Below are 15,756 nucleotides of genomic sequence, written 5' to 3'. Positions count from 1 at the left end.
GCCAGCCGGGTAGCGGCTGGCGACGGGCAGAAGCTAGACTAAAAAGTTAGGGTTTAAATCATCAAACGGTACGCTTCGCTTTTTGCTTGTAACGGTCGAAGATCACCGCCGCCAGCAGGATGAGGCCACGTACCACATACTGCGCGAACGGAGAGATATTCAGCAGGTTCATCGCATTCTCAACCGTACCCAGGATCAACACCCCGGCCACCACATATGAGATTTTTCCGATGCCACCTTTAAGCGAAACGCCCCCTAACACGCAGGCTGAAATCACGATCAACTCATAACCGATTGAGGTCATTGGCTGGCCGCTGGTCATACGCGATGCGAGGATAATCCCGGCAATGGCGGATACGAGACCGGAAAGAATAAAGATAATAATCTTGGTACGAACAACCGGAACCCCTGCCAGGCGCGCCGCCTCTTCATTGCCCCCAATAGCCAGCGTATTACGACCAAACGTGGTTTTGTTCAGCAGTAAACCAAAGACAATGAAACAAACGACAGTGATCCAGATAGGCGCAGGCAGACCAAACCAGTTAGCATAGCCGAGTGTAAAGAAACGCTCGTCTTCAATCCCGACTGCCTTACCGTCGGAGATAATATAAGCCAGACCACGTACAATCTGCATCGTCGCAAGAGTAGTGATCAGGGCGTTAATTTTTAACCGCGCAATCACGAACCCATTCACCAGGCCACACAGAATACCGAGCAGCAGTCCGGCAGCCACGCCAATCCACAAACTTTCAGTCATGTTAATGACTACGGCAGTGGTAACACCAGCACAAGCAATCACAGATGCGACAGACAGGTCGAAATCACCGGATGCCAGACAAAACAGCATCCCACACGCGACCATACCCGACATCGATACTGCCAGCCCCAGTCCCTTCATATTGATGAAGGTGGCAAAGTTTGGCACAAACAGGGAACAAACGAGGAACAGCACGGCGAACACCACCAGCATACCGTATTGATCCCAAATGCGGCCCAGATTTAGCGCCGACTTCGCTGCGCCAGAACCCGATGTAGAAACGGAAGACATCATACTCTCCTTATTCAGGCTACAGCCTGGCTGACTTTAGGCATAGCAAGGCTCAACGCCTGGCGCTCATCCGCCTGTTCATGAAGTAACTCACCGGCAATTTCGCCTTCTCTCATCACCACAATACGGTCGGCGACACCGAGCACTTCTGGCAGGTCACTGGAAGCAAACAATACGGCCACACCGCGCGCTGCGAGGGCATAAATCACGTTGTAAATTTCATGCTTGGCGCCTACATCAATGCCGCGTGTAGGCTCATCCAACAAAATCACCTTCATCTCTTCCGATAACCAACGACCGAGGATAGCCTTCTGTTGATTACCGCCGGAGAGATTCATGATCAGTTGCTCTGCACCCGGTGTTTTGATGTTGAGTGAACGAATATGGTGATCGGCATTGGTCTCTTCCCAGCCGTTGTTGATCACGCATCCCCCCAGAACATGCTTACGCCGTGCACTAATGTTGATGTTGTTGCGCACTGAATGGACCGGAATGATCCCTTCGGCTTTGCGATCCTCCGGGCACAGCATCATCCCTGCTTCAATGGCATGGCTTGGTTTACGGATATCGATAGGCTGTTCATCAATAAATACCTGGCCCGCCGTGATACGCGTACCACCGAACAGTCCTTTCATTAATTCGCTACGTCCGGCCCCCACCAGGCCAAACAGCCCGACAATTTCACCGCTTCGCACGGATAAACTGATTGGCGTACGCACGCCCGGGGCTTTTACCTCATGCAACCGCAGACGCTCTGTGCCATACGGTCTGGATTTCCAGCCATAGATATCCCCGAGGTCGCGCCCGACCATCGCCTGCACCAGCGCGTCGTGATCGACCTGCTGCATATCCGTGAACGTTTTGACGTAATGACCATCTTTAAACACAGTGATGGCATCGCTGAGGGCAAAAATCTCCTCCATACGGTGCGAAACGTACAGAATGATGCGTCCTTCGTTGCGCAGCTCACGGATGACACGAAACAGATTCTCAATCTCGCGAGCCGACAGGGAGCTGGTTGGTTCATCAAAGGCGATAATTTTGGCATTTCGCGCCAGCGCTTTTGCAATCTCCACCATCTGCCACTGACCAATGGAGAGGTATTTCAATGGAGTATCGGGATCGATATCCATTCCCAGATGCTTCAGCTGGATTCCTGCTTCATAGTTCAGCAGCGAGCGGTTCACAATCCCGCCTTTGTGCGGTAACTGCCCTAAATAAATATTCTCGGCAACGGTCATTTCCGGGACGAGATGCAGTTCCTGATAAATAATGGCGACGCCGGCGTTGAGCGCGGCAGTGGTATCCGCGAAGGAAACTTCCTGTCCGCGGATCGTCAATGATCCCGTCGTTGGCGCATAGTTACCGCTGAGAATTTTTAAGAGTGTTGATTTCCCGGCGCCATTTTCGCCCATCAGCGCATGCACCTGTCCGGCATAGCAGTCGAAACTGATATCCGTCAGCGCCTTAACGCCGGGGAACGTTTTGCCAATGCCGCGAAATGAGAGATACGGGGTAGACTGTTGCATAACGTCTCCGTGAGTCAGATCTTTATGCCGGAGGGGGGCTTTGCCTCATCCGGCCTTCTGAGGACGCAATTCGTAGGCCGGATAAGACGCGTTGACGTCACATCCGGCATTTGTGTTACTTACCGCCTAAGCCTTTCTTCGCCAGCTCTTCTTTGAAGTTATCGCGGGTAATCAGCACCACATCCGTCACTTCAGTGAATGCCGGTGGCTCTGCACCTTTCGTTACCCAGTTGTAGAGCATTTCACTGGACTTGTAGCCGTGAACGTCCGGGCTTGGCAGCAGTGAACCGTAGAACCCGGTCGCTTCGCCTTTAGACAGTTCGCTTACTGCGTCAACGCCGTTGATACCAATACCAATTACGTTTGGTGCTTTGAAGCCCTGCCCTTCGGTCGCACGTACGCCGCCCAGCACAGTGTTGTCGTTCATGCCGACAATCAGCCAGTGTTTGACTTCAGGATGCTGAACCAGCATGGAGTTAGCGGCGTCGAATGCGCCGGGGATGTCATTCGATTTTGTTGGGACCTGGTAGATCTGTTTTTCCGGGAAGCCTGCGGCTTTAAGCGCTTCCATTGAACCAGAAGTACGACGACGTGCGGTATCCAGTTCGTTGGCGGTAATGGCCATTACGGCGGTGGATTTCACATCCCAACCGCGTTTTTGCATCTCCTTGTACAGCTCCTGGCCCTGGCGCTCACCAATTTTGGTTGCCGCCATCATCACCAGCGGTACGGTATCCATCGGCTTACCTTTGGCATTGGCAAACTGGTCATCGACGGCAATGACTTTCATATCGTAGCCACGCGCCTTAGCCATAATAGCTGGCCCCAGTTTTGGGTCTGGCGTACAAATAACAAACCCTTTTGCTCCACTTGCAGCCAGGCTGTCGATGGCGTTAAGGGTTTTCTCACCATCCGGGACGGCAATTTTAATCACCTCAAAACCAAGGTCTTTACCGGCTTTATCGGCAAATTTCCATTCAGTCTGGAACCACGGTTCTTCCGGCTGTTTGACCAGGAAACCGAGCTTCATGGATTCAGCGATAGCGGATTGTGACATAATGGCCGCCAGACCGATGGCAGCCAGCGCTTTAGTGAATTTGTGCATGGTTAACTCCAGCTTTAACGTTCTTTTATGTAGGGTAAAATCAGACGATTTTTTGTAATTCGGACGTAAAACAAGGCATTACCTTTTATTGATAAGATCAATGCCAGTGCTGAGAGTATTTGTAGCGGGAAATTGATTCTCCATAAGAGAGCGGCATCACACCACAGAATTACAGTAATTGCGTACATAAATTCAGCGGGAAATGACATAAAAAAACGCGGTTTTGTCGACGGGAAAAAAGAGGAATAGCAGATTAGTCCATGACATCAGCCAACGAATCCTTGTTCCCGAATACCGGAGCATTCGGGAAAATGATTACCATCGGTAATAAATGTGGTCAGCGTGATCGCGAACCGGAATATCATCTCCCAATAGACGCGCCGCAAGCGTCAATGCAAAATCGAAAATATGTCCTAACCCTTTACCGCAAATCAGGTTGCCATCTTCCACAATCGGCGCATCGATATATTCCCCATCCGTTACGTTTTGCCACAGATCCCCTGAACACACGTAGCGACGCCCATTCAGCAGGCCGTTGCCACCCAGCACGCGCGCAGCCGCGGAACACACCGGGCAAATGAGTTTTCCTGCCTCGTCATGGCGAGCGATAAACTGGATGACAGCCTTACTGGCGGCAAGATTAACGCTGCCCTGCGGCCCGCCCGGTAACACAACGGCATCGTAAAGATCCGTCTGACGCGCAGCCAGCGTGCTGTCCGTCACCATCGGCACGTCATGATAGCTCACCACCGCACGGGACTCGGCGCAGGCCAGTGTTTCAACTTCGATCTGCAGGCGGCGCAGAATATCAATGGTAACAATGGCTTCCGCCTCTTCAAAACCTGGTGCCAGTAGCACGGCAACCTTTTTCATACACACTCCTCGATTTTTCCAAATACACCAAACCATAAATGCCGAATCATTCAGGCGCTTAACTTTATTAATTTCAACAAAACTGATCTGGCGCAAATAATTAGCCGCAGATTTCGTTCACCGACACATCCCGATGATGAAATTTCTCCATCCCAAGGCCGGATAATCATCCGGTGACAGACAATACCTGATTGTGAAATTCCATTTCGTGATATGAAACATCATTTCAATATTAACGCTTGACTTTAATACCATAAATATCAATCTGTTATATTCACACTACTTATATACACAAGCAGAAAAATCACTAATATTGCTATGACAATATGTAAAAAATCATAAATACGCAGATTTAAGGATTTTCTTAAGTCGGAACAGGAGTTATGCTGAATCTCGATCGGGAGCGAATATAATTCGTGATCACTAAAGGACCGGCGGAACGGATTTATTCTGCTAACAGTTTTAATTGTACGTAGAGGTGATGTGTAGCGGCAGCCCGTTGCACTGACGTAAGTAACGTACATCCCCCTTTCTGGAAATAAGGATATTGATATGGCTGCAGTTGGAATTGTTCATAAACTCAACACACAAATGAACCTCGAGTTCTACGCATCGAATCTTTACCTGCATCTCAGTGAATGGTGTTACGAACACAGCCTGACTGGCACCGCAACCTTTCTACGCACTCAGGCACAATGTAACGTGACTCAAATGATGCGTATGTTCAATTTTATGAAAAGTGCCGGAGCTAACCCCATCGTCAAGGCAATTGATGTTCCGGGTGATGAACTAACTTCTCTTGAAGAACTGTTTCAGAAAACGCTGGATGAATACCAACAGCGTTACAGCAAGCTATCACGCTTGACCAATGAAGCAGAAGCCTTGAATGATGCAACAACTATTGATTTTCTTCACGATCTGGAAAAAGAGCAGCAGCAGGATGGCGTGCTGTTACAGACGATTCTTGATGAAGTCCGCAGCGCTAAACGTGCGGGACTGTGCATGGCGCAAACCGATAAGCATCTGCTGAACGTCGTGAACTATCAACATCACTAATCTTCAATTTTCATCATGTTAATGCCGGATAACGTTGCGACGCACCTTATCCGGCTGGTGCTTAATTTTCTCTACGCTCACGCCTCTCATTCTGCGAGGCGCAAAAAAACCTTTCTAAAACCTGAAACAACGGTTTATTTTAGTGAGATTCATTCTGCGGCGTGAATTTCAACTCGATCAAGGCAACTGCTTTTTGTATTGCGCGCATAGTAACCGGATCGGCGCCCGCAGGATGGCTGGAGAAATCGATGCTTTTCAGTTGGCTGGACATTTTCTCCCGCACTTCTACTGGGGCAATAACATCAAGAACATCCAGAATCTGCTTGATAACCAGCTGACAGGCAACAACGTCCGAGAGCAGTTCCTGATCGGCATTCAGTGTTTGGGACATAGTGAGCTCCTTATAGAAAGGTCGTCATAGTACCTATTCAACGAACGAAACGATAGCCGCGCATGCATTACGAATGCGCTGGAAAATAAAAATAGATTCAGTCAGTTTCTTTTGAGATGGCAAGCACAACATGAGTGAACATTTAGCGGTTGAGAACAAACGCGGTCTATCCCCGGCTGCATTACTTGTTGCCGGGGCTTTCTTTATGGAGTTTATTGACGGCACGGTGATTGCCACCGCACTGCCCGACATGGCGAAGAGTTTTGCCGTGCAAGCGGTAGACCTGAACATAGGTATCAGCGCCTATCTGATCACCCTCGCGGTGCTGATTCCCGCCAGCGGCTGGATTGCGGATCGCTTCGGCGCCCGAAAGGTGTTTACCCTGGCGCTGGCGATATTTACTCTCGCCTCGGTTTTATGCGGTTTGTCCGAAAGCCTTGAGAGCTTTGTCGCCATGCGAATCTTACAGGGTGTAGGTGGCGCGCTAATGGTTCCGGTTGGCCGACTTGCGGTATTGCGTACCACGCCTAAACATCAGTTGATCACCGCTATTGCGACCCTGACCTGGCCCGCGTTAGTCGCCCCCATCATTGGCCCTCCCCTTGGCGGATTCATTACCAGCTATGCCAACTGGCGTTGGATCTTCTTCATCAATGTACCGCTCGGGATACTGGCGATTGCGCTGGCGCTACGTTTTATCCCGGATATTCATGACGACGAGCGCCGCCCATTTGATATAACGGGATTTATCGCAACCTCTGTAGCGATGGTAAGCCTGGTGTATGCCATGGAGTTACTGGGAACCCAACAGCCTCAGGGCTGGCTGACCACCGGACTTTTGGCGCTAGGAACAGTGACATTTCTGTTTGCCCTGCATCATTTTCGTCGCGCCGCATGGCCAATGATTCGCCTTGATGCCATGAACGTCCCTACTTTTCGCGTCACCATGTATGGCGGATCGCTGTTTCGTGCCTCTATCAGCGCCGTGCCGTTTCTGCTGCCGTTAATGTTTCAGGTAGGTTTTGGCATGAACGCTTTTCACGCGGGTTCGCTGGTGCTGGCGGTATTTGTGGGCAATCTGACGATTAAACCAGCCACCACACCGTTGATACGTTGGCTGGGCTTTAAGAAACTGCTGTTGATTAACGGTGCGCTTAACGTTCTGGCGCTGCTGGCCTGTGCTTTAATTACGCCGCAGACCCCCGTGTGGGTTATTTTGCTGGTGTTGTATCTGGGCGGTGTGTTCCGCTCAATTCAGTTTACCGGCGTCAGCACGCTTGCCTTCGCGGACGTCCCCGCGGCACAAATGAGCTACGCTAATACGCTGTTCAGTACAGCGACACAATTAGCGGTAGGATTGGGCATTTCTTTAGCCGCTATTGGGATCCGCATTGGCGATGTGGTCAGTGAAAGGCTGGCATTGGGCAATATTCCAGGGATCAGTTTCCGGCTGGCCTTTGTCGCTATTGCCATTATTTGTCTGGTAGGTATGGTGGATACGCTGCGGCTCGCCCGTGATGCAGGAAGTGCAGTATCGAACAAGAACAAGTAGCCCGGAGGGTGAACGCTGCCGGGCCAACAGGATTTAGCCAATTACCTCGCGTACAAACGCTTCGATTGCTTTGTCCTGGCAGTTTTCAAAGAAGCACTGCTGGAAGCGCGGGCCCGATACAGCGGTTTTCACCAGCTCAGGATCGATAGCGCGCAGCGTGTCCAGATAATTTTCTTTTACTACAGCCGCTTTCACCTGATTCAGAATACCGGCGTTACGCACCTGCGGCTCTTTACGCTCCGGTGGGTAGCCTTCGCCGTTACGCCCGGTGAACGCTTTTTCAAACATATAGCGCACATTCAGCTCAGCACCCCAGCCAAAACCTTTGGCGAATGCCAGAGAAAGCGCGTTGCCGTTGTTGATCTGAGAGAACAAGAACGCATCTGCAGGATCGAGGCAATAACCACACACCACACCCGGATGGATATTCAGTGACATCATTGCCCCCTGGCCCGTGCCGCAACCGGTGACCACGAAATCAACCGCTTTGGAATTAAGCAGGATGCTGGCCATAATTCCTAAATGGATGTAGGTCAGATGATGATCATTTTCATCGCTCATCCCAACGTTATAGACCGGAAAACCTTTCTCATCCGCAACGGCTTTAAGCTCGTTATGGATGATGGCGTTTTTGCTTGCCTGGCTGTTTTCCATCATCAATGCAATTTTCATTCTGTACTCTCCTGAATGCACTGCGGTAGCCCGCTGAAAGTCATAACATTCAGCCACATTACTATTTTGCAATCACACTTTCAAATTTAATGAAATTTAGTTTTAAAAAACAAAGTTGCGCTCACATTCTTGTCTGAAAAGTTCAGAATTGCCTCAAACGAATGACCTCGTTGTGATTAATCACAGGTGATCTTCGGGCTATTCAAGCCATTGATGAGGGCCTCTGTATGCCATGATAGTGTATCTTCGAACTTTCAGAGCGATCTCATGAAGACCTTTATCCTAGCGCTTTTGCCGCTCGTGCTGACAGGATGCACAATTACAAAACAGGCGCAGGTCAGCGAAGCCAGCGCCATCACTGGTGTGGTTCGCCTGACTTATAATCAGGCCATGTTACAAACAGCACGTACCGATGACTACGTTACCCAAGGGACAGCCACCAAAGAGTGTCAGCGCCTGGGCTATGCCAGCGCTGAAGCGTTTGGTCAGCCGGTGTCAACCTGCAGCGTATATGCAGGCTCTCTGTGCTTAAATACCAAAATTACACTCGCCTGGCAGTGTCATGGTGTCGCGGTATCGCAATCCCCCTCATTCAATTATTAATATTTCCGACCAGCACATTTTTGCTGGTCTTTAACCACTTTATTATTTATATCCCCCGCTTAATATCGTTAATGCGTTTTATTCCCATTCGCATTTTTAATAAATAAATTTATTATTTTACCTTTTGCAAATAATTAAATAACAAATTATAGTGACGCCACGTCAATATATAATAATGTTTGTGGAGCAGAACCATGCTGAAAACAGAAATGATCGACCAACTGAATGAGCAAATGAATCTTGAATTATATTCATCTCTGCTCTACCAACAGATGAGCGCGTGGTGCAGCTATCACAGCTTCGAAGGTGCCGCCGCGTTTTTGCGCCGTCACGCTCAGGAAGAGATGACGCACATGCAGCGTCTGTTCGATTACCTGACCGATACCGGCAGCTTGCCGCGTATTAATACCGTTTCTTCCCCTTTTGCTGAATATGCGTCTCTGGATGAACTGTTCCGTGTCACTTACGAACACGAGCAGCTGATCACCCAGAAAATTAATGAGCTGGCACACGCGGCAATGACCCACCAGGATTATCCAACCTTTAATTTCCTGCAGTGGTATGTTGCCGAGCAGCATGAAGAAGAGAAATTATTTAAATCTGTTATTGATAAGCTGTCGCTGGCAGGGAAAAGCGGCGAAGGTCTTTATTTCATCGATAAAGAACTGGCTACGCTTGATACGCAGAATTAATATTTTGGGGTAATGAAGGCAACCCGCCATCATTACCCATTAAAATCAGTGACGGCAGATCTTGCTTTCGTGCGTAGAGAAGCCGTCTTCTTTTGCAATAAACTTTCCCTTCGCCGCTAAAAACGCCACCAGCTCGCCTGCCGTCATATCTGCCGCAGAACAAGTGTGGAAACGTGCCTGCTCGCCGAAACGTGCCGTAATCGCCGCTTCAAGGCTGGCATTTGAATACTGCTCGCCAGATTCAATCATCATGTTGAGCACTTCGTGACCGTGAATAGATTCCATACTACCTCCTCAATAAAGACCGTAGCCTAATGTGAACCGCACGGCGCTGCTTTGCGCTAACGCAGGTTTATCCGCAGATAAATGTCATTTGTTATACATCTTAATGGTCAAAAAATCGTAAACATTAATGTACAACCATTGTAACGACGATTTGACGAAAATAGCGTTTTGCCTTAACCTGCGCCGCAGATATAACCGTTGATTATCTCTGGGACAGAGGAAAGCGTGAAAAACAGAACCCTGGGTAGTATTTTTATCGTGGCGGGAACCACGATTGGTGCCGGTATGTTGGCAATGCCGTTGGCTGCGGCAGGCGTGGGGTTTAGCGTCACGTTGGTATTGTTAGTCAGTCTTTGGGCGTTGATGTGCTACACCGCGCTGCTGCTGCTTGAAGTATATCAACATGTCCCGGCAGACACCGGGCTGGGTACACTGGCAAAACGTTATCTTGGTCGTTACGGACAATGGATAACGGGCTTTAGCATGATGTTTTTAATGTATGCCCTGACGGCGGCGTACATCAGTGGTGCAGGTGAACTGCTGGCCTCCAGCATCAGCGACTGGACCGGAACAAATATATCTCCGACAACAGGCGTACTGCTGTTCACCTTTGTTGCCGGTGGCGTGGTTTGTGTTGGGACCTCGCTGGTTGATCTGTTCAACCGTCTGCTATTCAGCGCCAAGATAATCTTCCTGGTGGCGATGCTGGCTCTGTTAATGCCGCATATCCATAAAGTGAACCTGCTTACGCTGCCGCTGCAACAGGGGCTGGCGCTCTCCGCAATCCCGGTCATCTTCACCTCGTTCGGTTTTCACGGCAGTGTCCCCAGTATCGTCAGCTATATGAACGGTAACATCCGTAAACTGCGTTGGGTGTTTATTACGGGTAGCGCTATTCCACTGGTCGCCTATATCTTCTGGCAACTGGCGACGCTTGGCAGCATTAACTCGACAACGTTCATGGGGCTTTTAGCCAACCACGCAGGCTTAAACGGCTTATTGCAGGCATTGCGTGAAGTCGTGGCTTCGCCGCACGTCGAACTGGCGGTACATCTGTTTGCCGACCTCGCGCTGGCAACCTCTTTCCTCGGCGTTGCATTGGGATTATTTGACTACCTGGCCGACCTCTTCCAGCGCCGCAATACCGTAGCGGGAAGAATGCAAACCGGCGTGGTGACCTTCCTGCCGCCGCTGGCATTCGCGCTGTTCTATCCGCGTGGTTTTGTCATGGCATTAGGGTATGCGGGCGTTGCCCTGGCTGTGCTGGCGCTGCTCATTCCCTCGATGCTGGCCTGGCAGAGCAGAAAACATAATCCGCAGGCCAACTACCGCGTAGCCGGCGGTGCTCCGGCGCTGGCACTAGTATTTTTGTGCGGCATTGTGGTGATAGCAGTGCAGTTTTCTATTGCAGCAGGATTACTACCAGAAGTGGGTTAAAACAAAGGGGCTTTCGCCCCTTTCTGTTAATGCAAACAGCACTGCTTATATTTCTTGCCGCTGCCACAGGGGCAAGGGTCATTGCGCCCTACTTTGGCATCCACTTTCACCGGTACTTTGACCGGCGTTTCCTGAGGATGCGCCATCCAGTAAGCATGCAGGTCCAGCGCAGCCAGGCGGATGGCATCGACGCTCTCTTCAAAAGCTTCAGGTGTCAATTTCTCAACCACCGCAAAGTTCTCTTCCGTACCGTGCAGCGCAATAGCCTCAAGTGCTGGTTTTAACGTGTCCGGTAACGCGGACCAGTCTGACAGTGCAACGCCGCGCATATAACCAAAGCACCACTCTTCAACGATGGTCAGTTCATGCTCGTCAATTTCACGCAAACCAAACAACGGCTCAAACTGCTCAGGATATTCATCCAGACGATCGGCCGTATCCGCCATATGTTGAAACGCCAGGTTCATGAAACGCGTCATTTCTTTTTCGGAGGACCAGCGAGGGACATACTGCGCGCCCCCCCAAATAGCGACCAGCCACTGCTCTGGTTCAATTTCATACGGTGAACTCAGCACCGCCGTCAGCAAACCATCCAGTTCTGACACATCCAGAATAGCCTTGTCTGTATTGTACTTAGTCAGTACATCATCCAGCCATTCCAGTTCGCTCTCGTTTAATGGTCCCGTTTTCATAACGCTTTTCCTTAGTCAAAAAATCTTGCCTGTGATCATCCTACATGGCTGGAGGGATAACAGATACAAATGGGCATATGCGGCATACAGTTGCCGCCTGTTCAGGTTAACAGGAAACGAGGGGAATTCCGGAAGTTAACGCACAAAAGAGAACACGAAGCCGCCGGGCATCATACCGGGAAAACACAATAAAACCACCCGCAGGTGATTTACTGTTGTTCAATGCGGTTGAGCGTTGCGGTATAGCCCGTTTTCGCTACCGCATTAAGTAAAGTATCAGTTGGGAAACCTTCTGGCACAATCGCTTCTGCTTGTCGGGTTTTTAGGGAGGACTTTGCCTTAATCACGCCGTCGGTTTCACGTAGCGCCTGATTGACCGAAATAACGCATAGCGAGCAGGTCATATTTTGTATATCCAGCACCACTTTTTGATTGGTCGCCTGAGCCCACAGCGGCAGCAACAAGCATGCAACTAATGTGAAGATTTTCATTCAAATACCTCATAAAACCAGGCAACGAGCGTTGGATAAAATAGCACCGGCAAAATCAACGCCAGCGCGCACCAGTAGAGAACGCGCGCTTGCTTCAGAGTTAGCCACCCGGAGCACCACAGCCGCCTGGAGAAATAGAGCCGCCAGAAAACATGCAGTAATAAGCCCAATGACACCAGCATCAAGGGAATTCGCAAAAACTCAAACTGGGTGAAAACAGCAAAGCTCGCCGCCGAAATACCAAACAGCAGGTAGAGCAGCGGTCCAACGCAGCATAAGCCCGCGGTGACGGCAGCTACCGCAGCCGTCAACAGGGTGAGTCCCGCCCCTTTAGCGTTGTTCTGTGGCGACATAGCTGTAGGAGAACGCTTTAGGATCATAGAAATTGATCGGGTCGCCATCAACTTCAGCATAAGGATAACCAAAGTTGTTCACCGCGCCCTGCTCCGTTGCCGGATACAGCTCGAAATCACGCCCGTAGTTGAATCCAACCCAGTTCATTTCCCAGTTACCAAACAGGTAAGTGTTTACCGCCTGGACATCGGCGTCCTGATGCGATTTTTTCTCTGCCAGACGCATTTTGGTCACATCAGCAGGATCGCAAGGTAACCAACCGTAACCGGCCAGATAGAACTCGGCACGACAATGTTGCCCACCGCTCACATCAGCAACGCCTGCGCTGTCTGCTTTGCCAAAAGCACTTTTCGAGTAACGTTCGAGCTTATTGGCTTTGCCCAGACGGATACCAAACAGTTCGCGCGCCGGAATGCCGCTGGCCCGCGCCAGAGCCACAAAAACGGAGCTCATGTCGGTGCATTTTCCTTTGAGCTTACCGCTTTTTAAGATCTCCGCTACATCCCCCGTGCCGCAGCCGATAACGTCGTTATCGCGCTCCATATGGCTACTCACCCACTCGTAAATCAGGCGCGCTTTTTTCAGCGGATCCTGCTCATTACCGGTGATTTTACGTGCGGTATCCAGAACCAGCCCATCAACTGGGGTATGTGCTGTCGGCAAAAGGTACGGTTTTACATCCTGCGGATAAATAACCTGCTCCGGCGCTTGCCAGGTTTTCAACGCGTCTTGCTTCAGCGGTTCCCAGTCGGCGGTTTCAATGTCGATATCAACGTTAATCAACAGTTCACCCTGCGAGTCAGGCCAGGTGGCAAACAGCGTTTTCGCGCCATAAGTATTATTAGTGGTGACATACGCTTGCTTATAGTTTCCGCTAAAGGCAAGCGCCGTCATTTGTTGAAACGCGGTATCTACAGGAAGCGGGATCCACAGTTTCACTACACCGCTCGAGCCCCTAGGAGGGTTAAGTTTATAGGTCTGGGATAACACAAAGCGCCGACGCGCGACTGGTGCAACGGATGGCTCAGCGGCGTGAACCGTCTGACTAATAACCGCAGGACCGACTAAACCGGCGGCCGAAAGGAGAACGCTATTTTTGAGAAATTGTCGACGTTGCATTGCTGTCTGTCCATGTTGTAAGAGTTGAGCTACGGCTAAGAAGGTAAAAACCGTATACGATCATCACAGCAGACAGACGCTGACATAAAAAGGTGAGCCGATGGAGGTTATTCATCAATAACAGACCTGTTAACTGTGAATGAAATAAGATACTACAAGGTCGCTATTAAGCCATTTACAGGCAAAAAAGTACAGCAGTGAGCGGATATCAATCTGCCAGCCCCCTTCTTATGAAACAAACTCAGCGTAAATCCTGTCTATATTTAACTGCAACCATAGCGGAAACAACCCTACCCCTAAATCCCGTTTCTTATCTTTGGAGGACATAAAAATGGCAATGAGAATACTGTCTATCGATGGTGGCGGGATCAGAGGCATCCTGCCGGGTATGCTACTTGTGGCACTGGAGAAGAAATTGCAGGATATATCACAAAATCCTGCCGCCAGAATTGCGGATTACTTCGATCTCGTTGCCGGTACCAGTACCGGGGCCATTCTGTGTTCTGCTTACGTTTGCCCTGATGCGAAAGGAAAGCCCAAGTTCTCCGCTCAGGAAGCCGTCAATTTCTACCTTCAGGATGGGGATGAAATTTTTGATGTCGGCGTCTGGAAAACAATCAGTTCACTGGGTGGTGCTAGCGATGAAAAATATTCTGCAAAGGAGCTGGAGAGGGTATTAAAAACAGCATTTGGTGAAACAAAAATCAGTGAATTATTAAGACCAACCTGCTTTGTTTCTTATGACGTGAGCAGTCGTCTTCCTGTCATTTTCAAACAACACTCCGCCCTCGCCAAGAATCGGGACTTCCTGGTCAGGGATGCTTTACGGGGTACCTCAGCAGCTCCCACCTATTTCGAGGCAGCGCGTATTTATTCATTACCCCCGGTACCCGAAAAATTTGTCCTGGTTGATGGCGGTGTGGTGGCAAACGACCCGGCACTCTGCGCCTATTCCGAAGCGATTAAATTCAGTAATGTCGCTGGCATTAAGGATATGATTATTGTCTCACTGGGCACCGGCAAGAAATTGCAGGGGTATTCTTATTCCGAAGTTAAGGACTGGGGCCCCTTTGGCTGGGCAAAACCGGCTATTGATATCGCGCTAGAGGGGGGGCCACAGATGACCGCGTATTATCTGCAACAAATTGCCTCAACGGTAAAAAACTCTAAATACTACAGAATTCAGCCTGAACTATACGGCGCCGATCCAACGCTGGATAACGCATCGCGTGAAAACTTAGAACTTCTGCGCAAGGCAGGCCTACAAAATGCCGCCGTGTATGATAAGAAATTGACTGAGATCGCTAAGTTATTAATCAGTAGTGGAGGCAATTTTAAATATCAGGACGCTAATTAATCCTCAACGCTGACTGAACTCAAAATATATGTACATTCGTTGCCAGCTTACGGGCTAACCCTCTGGCCCCTTCGCGCATGACCGTATCGTGATTCCAGCGAAAAACGGGTGCCGCCAGCGGGGCCAGGTAATTCATCCAACGAATCGTGGTGCGAACATTCCAGTCATATCTGACGATGGTCTCAGCGCCACTGGCAGAAAAATACCACACACCTCGCCCTTCTACCGCCCCACTGGCTTGTCCCTCAAGCAGCGAGCAAGGCAGAATATTTAACACGTTGATGTCAAAGGTTAAGCGATAGGGAAGCGCTCCTTTCCAGGTATAACGATGCAGCGCCCCAATGCCCTGTACATCACCTTTTTTAATTTCAACAATGCGTTCCAGACTTTCCCACCATTCAGGCCACTGATCGGGATGAGAAAAAACATCCCATACCTCCTGAATAGAAGCCTCAACCCGCCAGACGGTGGAAAACTGATAGTCAGCCATAATACAGCCT

The 15,756-nt window shown here is 49.9% G+C and carries 18 protein-coding genes; 6 read left to right on the top strand and 12 right to left on the bottom strand.

Going from position 1 to position 15,756, the window contains the following annotated elements:
- Window positions 1-61: 61 nt before the first annotated feature.
- From araH to OGV98_RS07005, 4 genes are all read right to left on the bottom strand, one after another.
- A complete protein-coding gene (araH, locus tag OGV98_RS07020; protein ID WP_003034609.1) occupies window positions 62-1,048 on the bottom strand; it encodes an L-arabinose ABC transporter permease AraH in 987 nt (328 codons plus the stop codon).
- A 14-nt stretch (window positions 1,049-1,062) separates the two neighbouring features.
- On the bottom strand, window positions 1,063-2,577 hold the full coding sequence (gene araG, locus OGV98_RS07015) for an arabinose ABC transporter ATP-binding protein AraG (RefSeq protein WP_003839135.1): 1,515 nt from the start codon (window positions 2,575-2,577) through the stop codon (window positions 1,063-1,065).
- A 115-nt stretch (window positions 2,578-2,692) separates the two neighbouring features.
- A complete protein-coding gene (locus OGV98_RS07010; RefSeq protein ID WP_003034602.1) occupies window positions 2,693-3,682 on the bottom strand; it encodes an arabinose ABC transporter substrate-binding protein in 990 nt (329 codons plus the stop codon).
- A 315-nt stretch (window positions 3,683-3,997) separates the two neighbouring features.
- Entirely contained in the window at window positions 3,998-4,555 is a 558-nt protein-coding gene (locus OGV98_RS07005) for a DJ-1/PfpI family protein (protein WP_202581189.1), read from the bottom strand.
- A gap of 552 nt (window positions 4,556-5,107) precedes the next feature.
- Between OGV98_RS07005 and OGV98_RS07000 the strand changes: the two genes are divergently transcribed.
- Window positions 5,108-5,611 carry a non-heme ferritin-like protein gene (locus OGV98_RS07000; RefSeq protein ID WP_003839130.1) on the top strand — a complete coding sequence of 168 codons (504 nt, stop codon included), beginning with the start codon at window positions 5,108-5,110 and terminating at the stop codon, window positions 5,609-5,611.
- A 139-nt stretch (window positions 5,612-5,750) separates the two neighbouring features.
- Here the strand turns inward: OGV98_RS07000 and OGV98_RS06995 are convergent, their stop codons facing one another.
- Entirely contained in the window at window positions 5,751-6,002 is a 252-nt protein-coding gene (locus tag OGV98_RS06995) for a DUF2766 family protein (protein WP_003034595.1), read from the bottom strand.
- Between the two features lie 130 nt (window positions 6,003-6,132).
- Here OGV98_RS06995 and OGV98_RS06990 point away from each other — a divergent pair, with 130 nt between their 5' ends.
- Window positions 6,133-7,554: an MFS transporter gene (locus OGV98_RS06990; RefSeq protein WP_106902143.1), complete on the top strand. Its 1,422-nt coding sequence runs from the start codon at window positions 6,133-6,135 to the stop codon at window positions 7,552-7,554.
- A gap of 33 nt (window positions 7,555-7,587) precedes the next feature.
- On the opposite strand, the gene OGV98_RS06985 is transcribed toward OGV98_RS06990, so the two are convergent.
- A complete protein-coding gene (locus OGV98_RS06985; RefSeq protein WP_003034591.1) occupies window positions 7,588-8,226 on the bottom strand; it encodes an RpiB/LacA/LacB family sugar-phosphate isomerase in 639 nt (212 codons plus the stop codon).
- Window positions 8,227-8,493: 267 nt separating this feature from the next.
- Here OGV98_RS06985 and yecR point away from each other — a divergent pair, with 267 nt between their 5' ends.
- Together yecR and ftnA are read left to right on the top strand one after the other, a co-directional pair.
- The gene (gene yecR, locus OGV98_RS06980; protein ID WP_003034590.1) at window positions 8,494-8,829 is read left to right on the top strand and encodes a YecR family lipoprotein; all 336 of its coding nucleotides are present in this window, start codon (window positions 8,494-8,496) and stop codon (window positions 8,827-8,829) included.
- 194 nt (window positions 8,830-9,023) lie between these two features.
- Window positions 9,024-9,521, top strand: a complete 498-nt coding sequence (gene ftnA, locus OGV98_RS06975; RefSeq protein WP_003034588.1) for a non-heme ferritin — start codon at window positions 9,024-9,026, stop codon at window positions 9,519-9,521.
- 45 nt (window positions 9,522-9,566) lie between these two features.
- On the opposite strand, the gene OGV98_RS06970 is transcribed toward ftnA, so the two are convergent.
- The gene (locus OGV98_RS06970) at window positions 9,567-9,806 is read right to left on the bottom strand and encodes a YecH family metal-binding protein (RefSeq protein WP_003034586.1); all 240 of its coding nucleotides are present in this window, start codon (window positions 9,804-9,806) and stop codon (window positions 9,567-9,569) included.
- A gap of 225 nt (window positions 9,807-10,031) precedes the next feature.
- On the opposite strand from OGV98_RS06970, the gene tyrP reads away from it, so the two are divergent.
- Window positions 10,032-11,243, top strand: coding sequence for a tyrosine transporter TyrP (tyrP, locus tag OGV98_RS06965; protein WP_003839123.1), 1,212 nt, complete (start codon window positions 10,032-10,034; stop codon window positions 11,241-11,243).
- Between the two features lie 26 nt (window positions 11,244-11,269).
- Here the strand turns inward: tyrP and OGV98_RS06960 are convergent, their stop codons facing one another.
- The 4 genes from OGV98_RS06960 to OGV98_RS06945 all read right to left on the bottom strand — a co-directional run bounded on the left by OGV98_RS06960 (window position 11,270) and on the right by OGV98_RS06945 (window position 13,899).
- A complete protein-coding gene (locus OGV98_RS06960; RefSeq protein ID WP_003034581.1) occupies window positions 11,270-11,935 on the bottom strand; it encodes a YecA/YgfB family protein in 666 nt (221 codons plus the stop codon).
- A gap of 209 nt (window positions 11,936-12,144) precedes the next feature.
- Window positions 12,145-12,426: a heavy-metal-associated domain-containing protein gene (locus tag OGV98_RS06955; protein ID WP_003839119.1), complete on the bottom strand. Its 282-nt coding sequence runs from the start codon at window positions 12,424-12,426 to the stop codon at window positions 12,145-12,147.
- Complete coding sequence (locus OGV98_RS06950) at window positions 12,423-12,779, bottom strand: mercuric transporter MerT family protein (RefSeq protein WP_016150541.1); 357 nt, start codon at window positions 12,777-12,779, stop codon at window positions 12,423-12,425. Before OGV98_RS06950 ends, OGV98_RS06955 begins: the two co-directional genes overlap by 4 nt.
- The gene (locus tag OGV98_RS06945) at window positions 12,757-13,899 is read right to left on the bottom strand and encodes a transglutaminase-like domain-containing protein (protein ID WP_202581187.1); all 1,143 of its coding nucleotides are present in this window, start codon (window positions 13,897-13,899) and stop codon (window positions 12,757-12,759) included. Before OGV98_RS06945 ends, OGV98_RS06950 begins: the two co-directional genes overlap by 23 nt.
- A gap of 331 nt (window positions 13,900-14,230) precedes the next feature.
- On the opposite strand from OGV98_RS06945, the gene OGV98_RS06940 reads away from it, so the two are divergent.
- Window positions 14,231-15,256 carry a patatin-like phospholipase family protein gene (locus OGV98_RS06940; protein ID WP_003839115.1) on the top strand — a complete coding sequence of 342 codons (1,026 nt, stop codon included), beginning with the start codon at window positions 14,231-14,233 and terminating at the stop codon, window positions 15,254-15,256.
- 19 nt (window positions 15,257-15,275) lie between these two features.
- On the opposite strand, the gene OGV98_RS06935 is transcribed toward OGV98_RS06940, so the two are convergent.
- Window positions 15,276-15,746 carry an SRPBCC family protein gene (locus tag OGV98_RS06935; protein WP_003839113.1) on the bottom strand — a complete coding sequence of 157 codons (471 nt, stop codon included), beginning with the start codon at window positions 15,744-15,746 and terminating at the stop codon, window positions 15,276-15,278.
- Window positions 15,747-15,756 lie beyond the last annotated feature (10 nt).

The sequence above is a fragment of the Citrobacter sp. Cf136 genome, from assembly GCF_030333815.1.
In the GTDB taxonomy this organism is placed as follows: domain Bacteria; phylum Pseudomonadota; class Gammaproteobacteria; order Enterobacterales; family Enterobacteriaceae; genus Citrobacter; species Citrobacter freundii.
The sequence above is the reverse complement of the archived record's forward strand: the minus strand, read 5'-3'. Positions and strand labels throughout refer to the sequence as shown.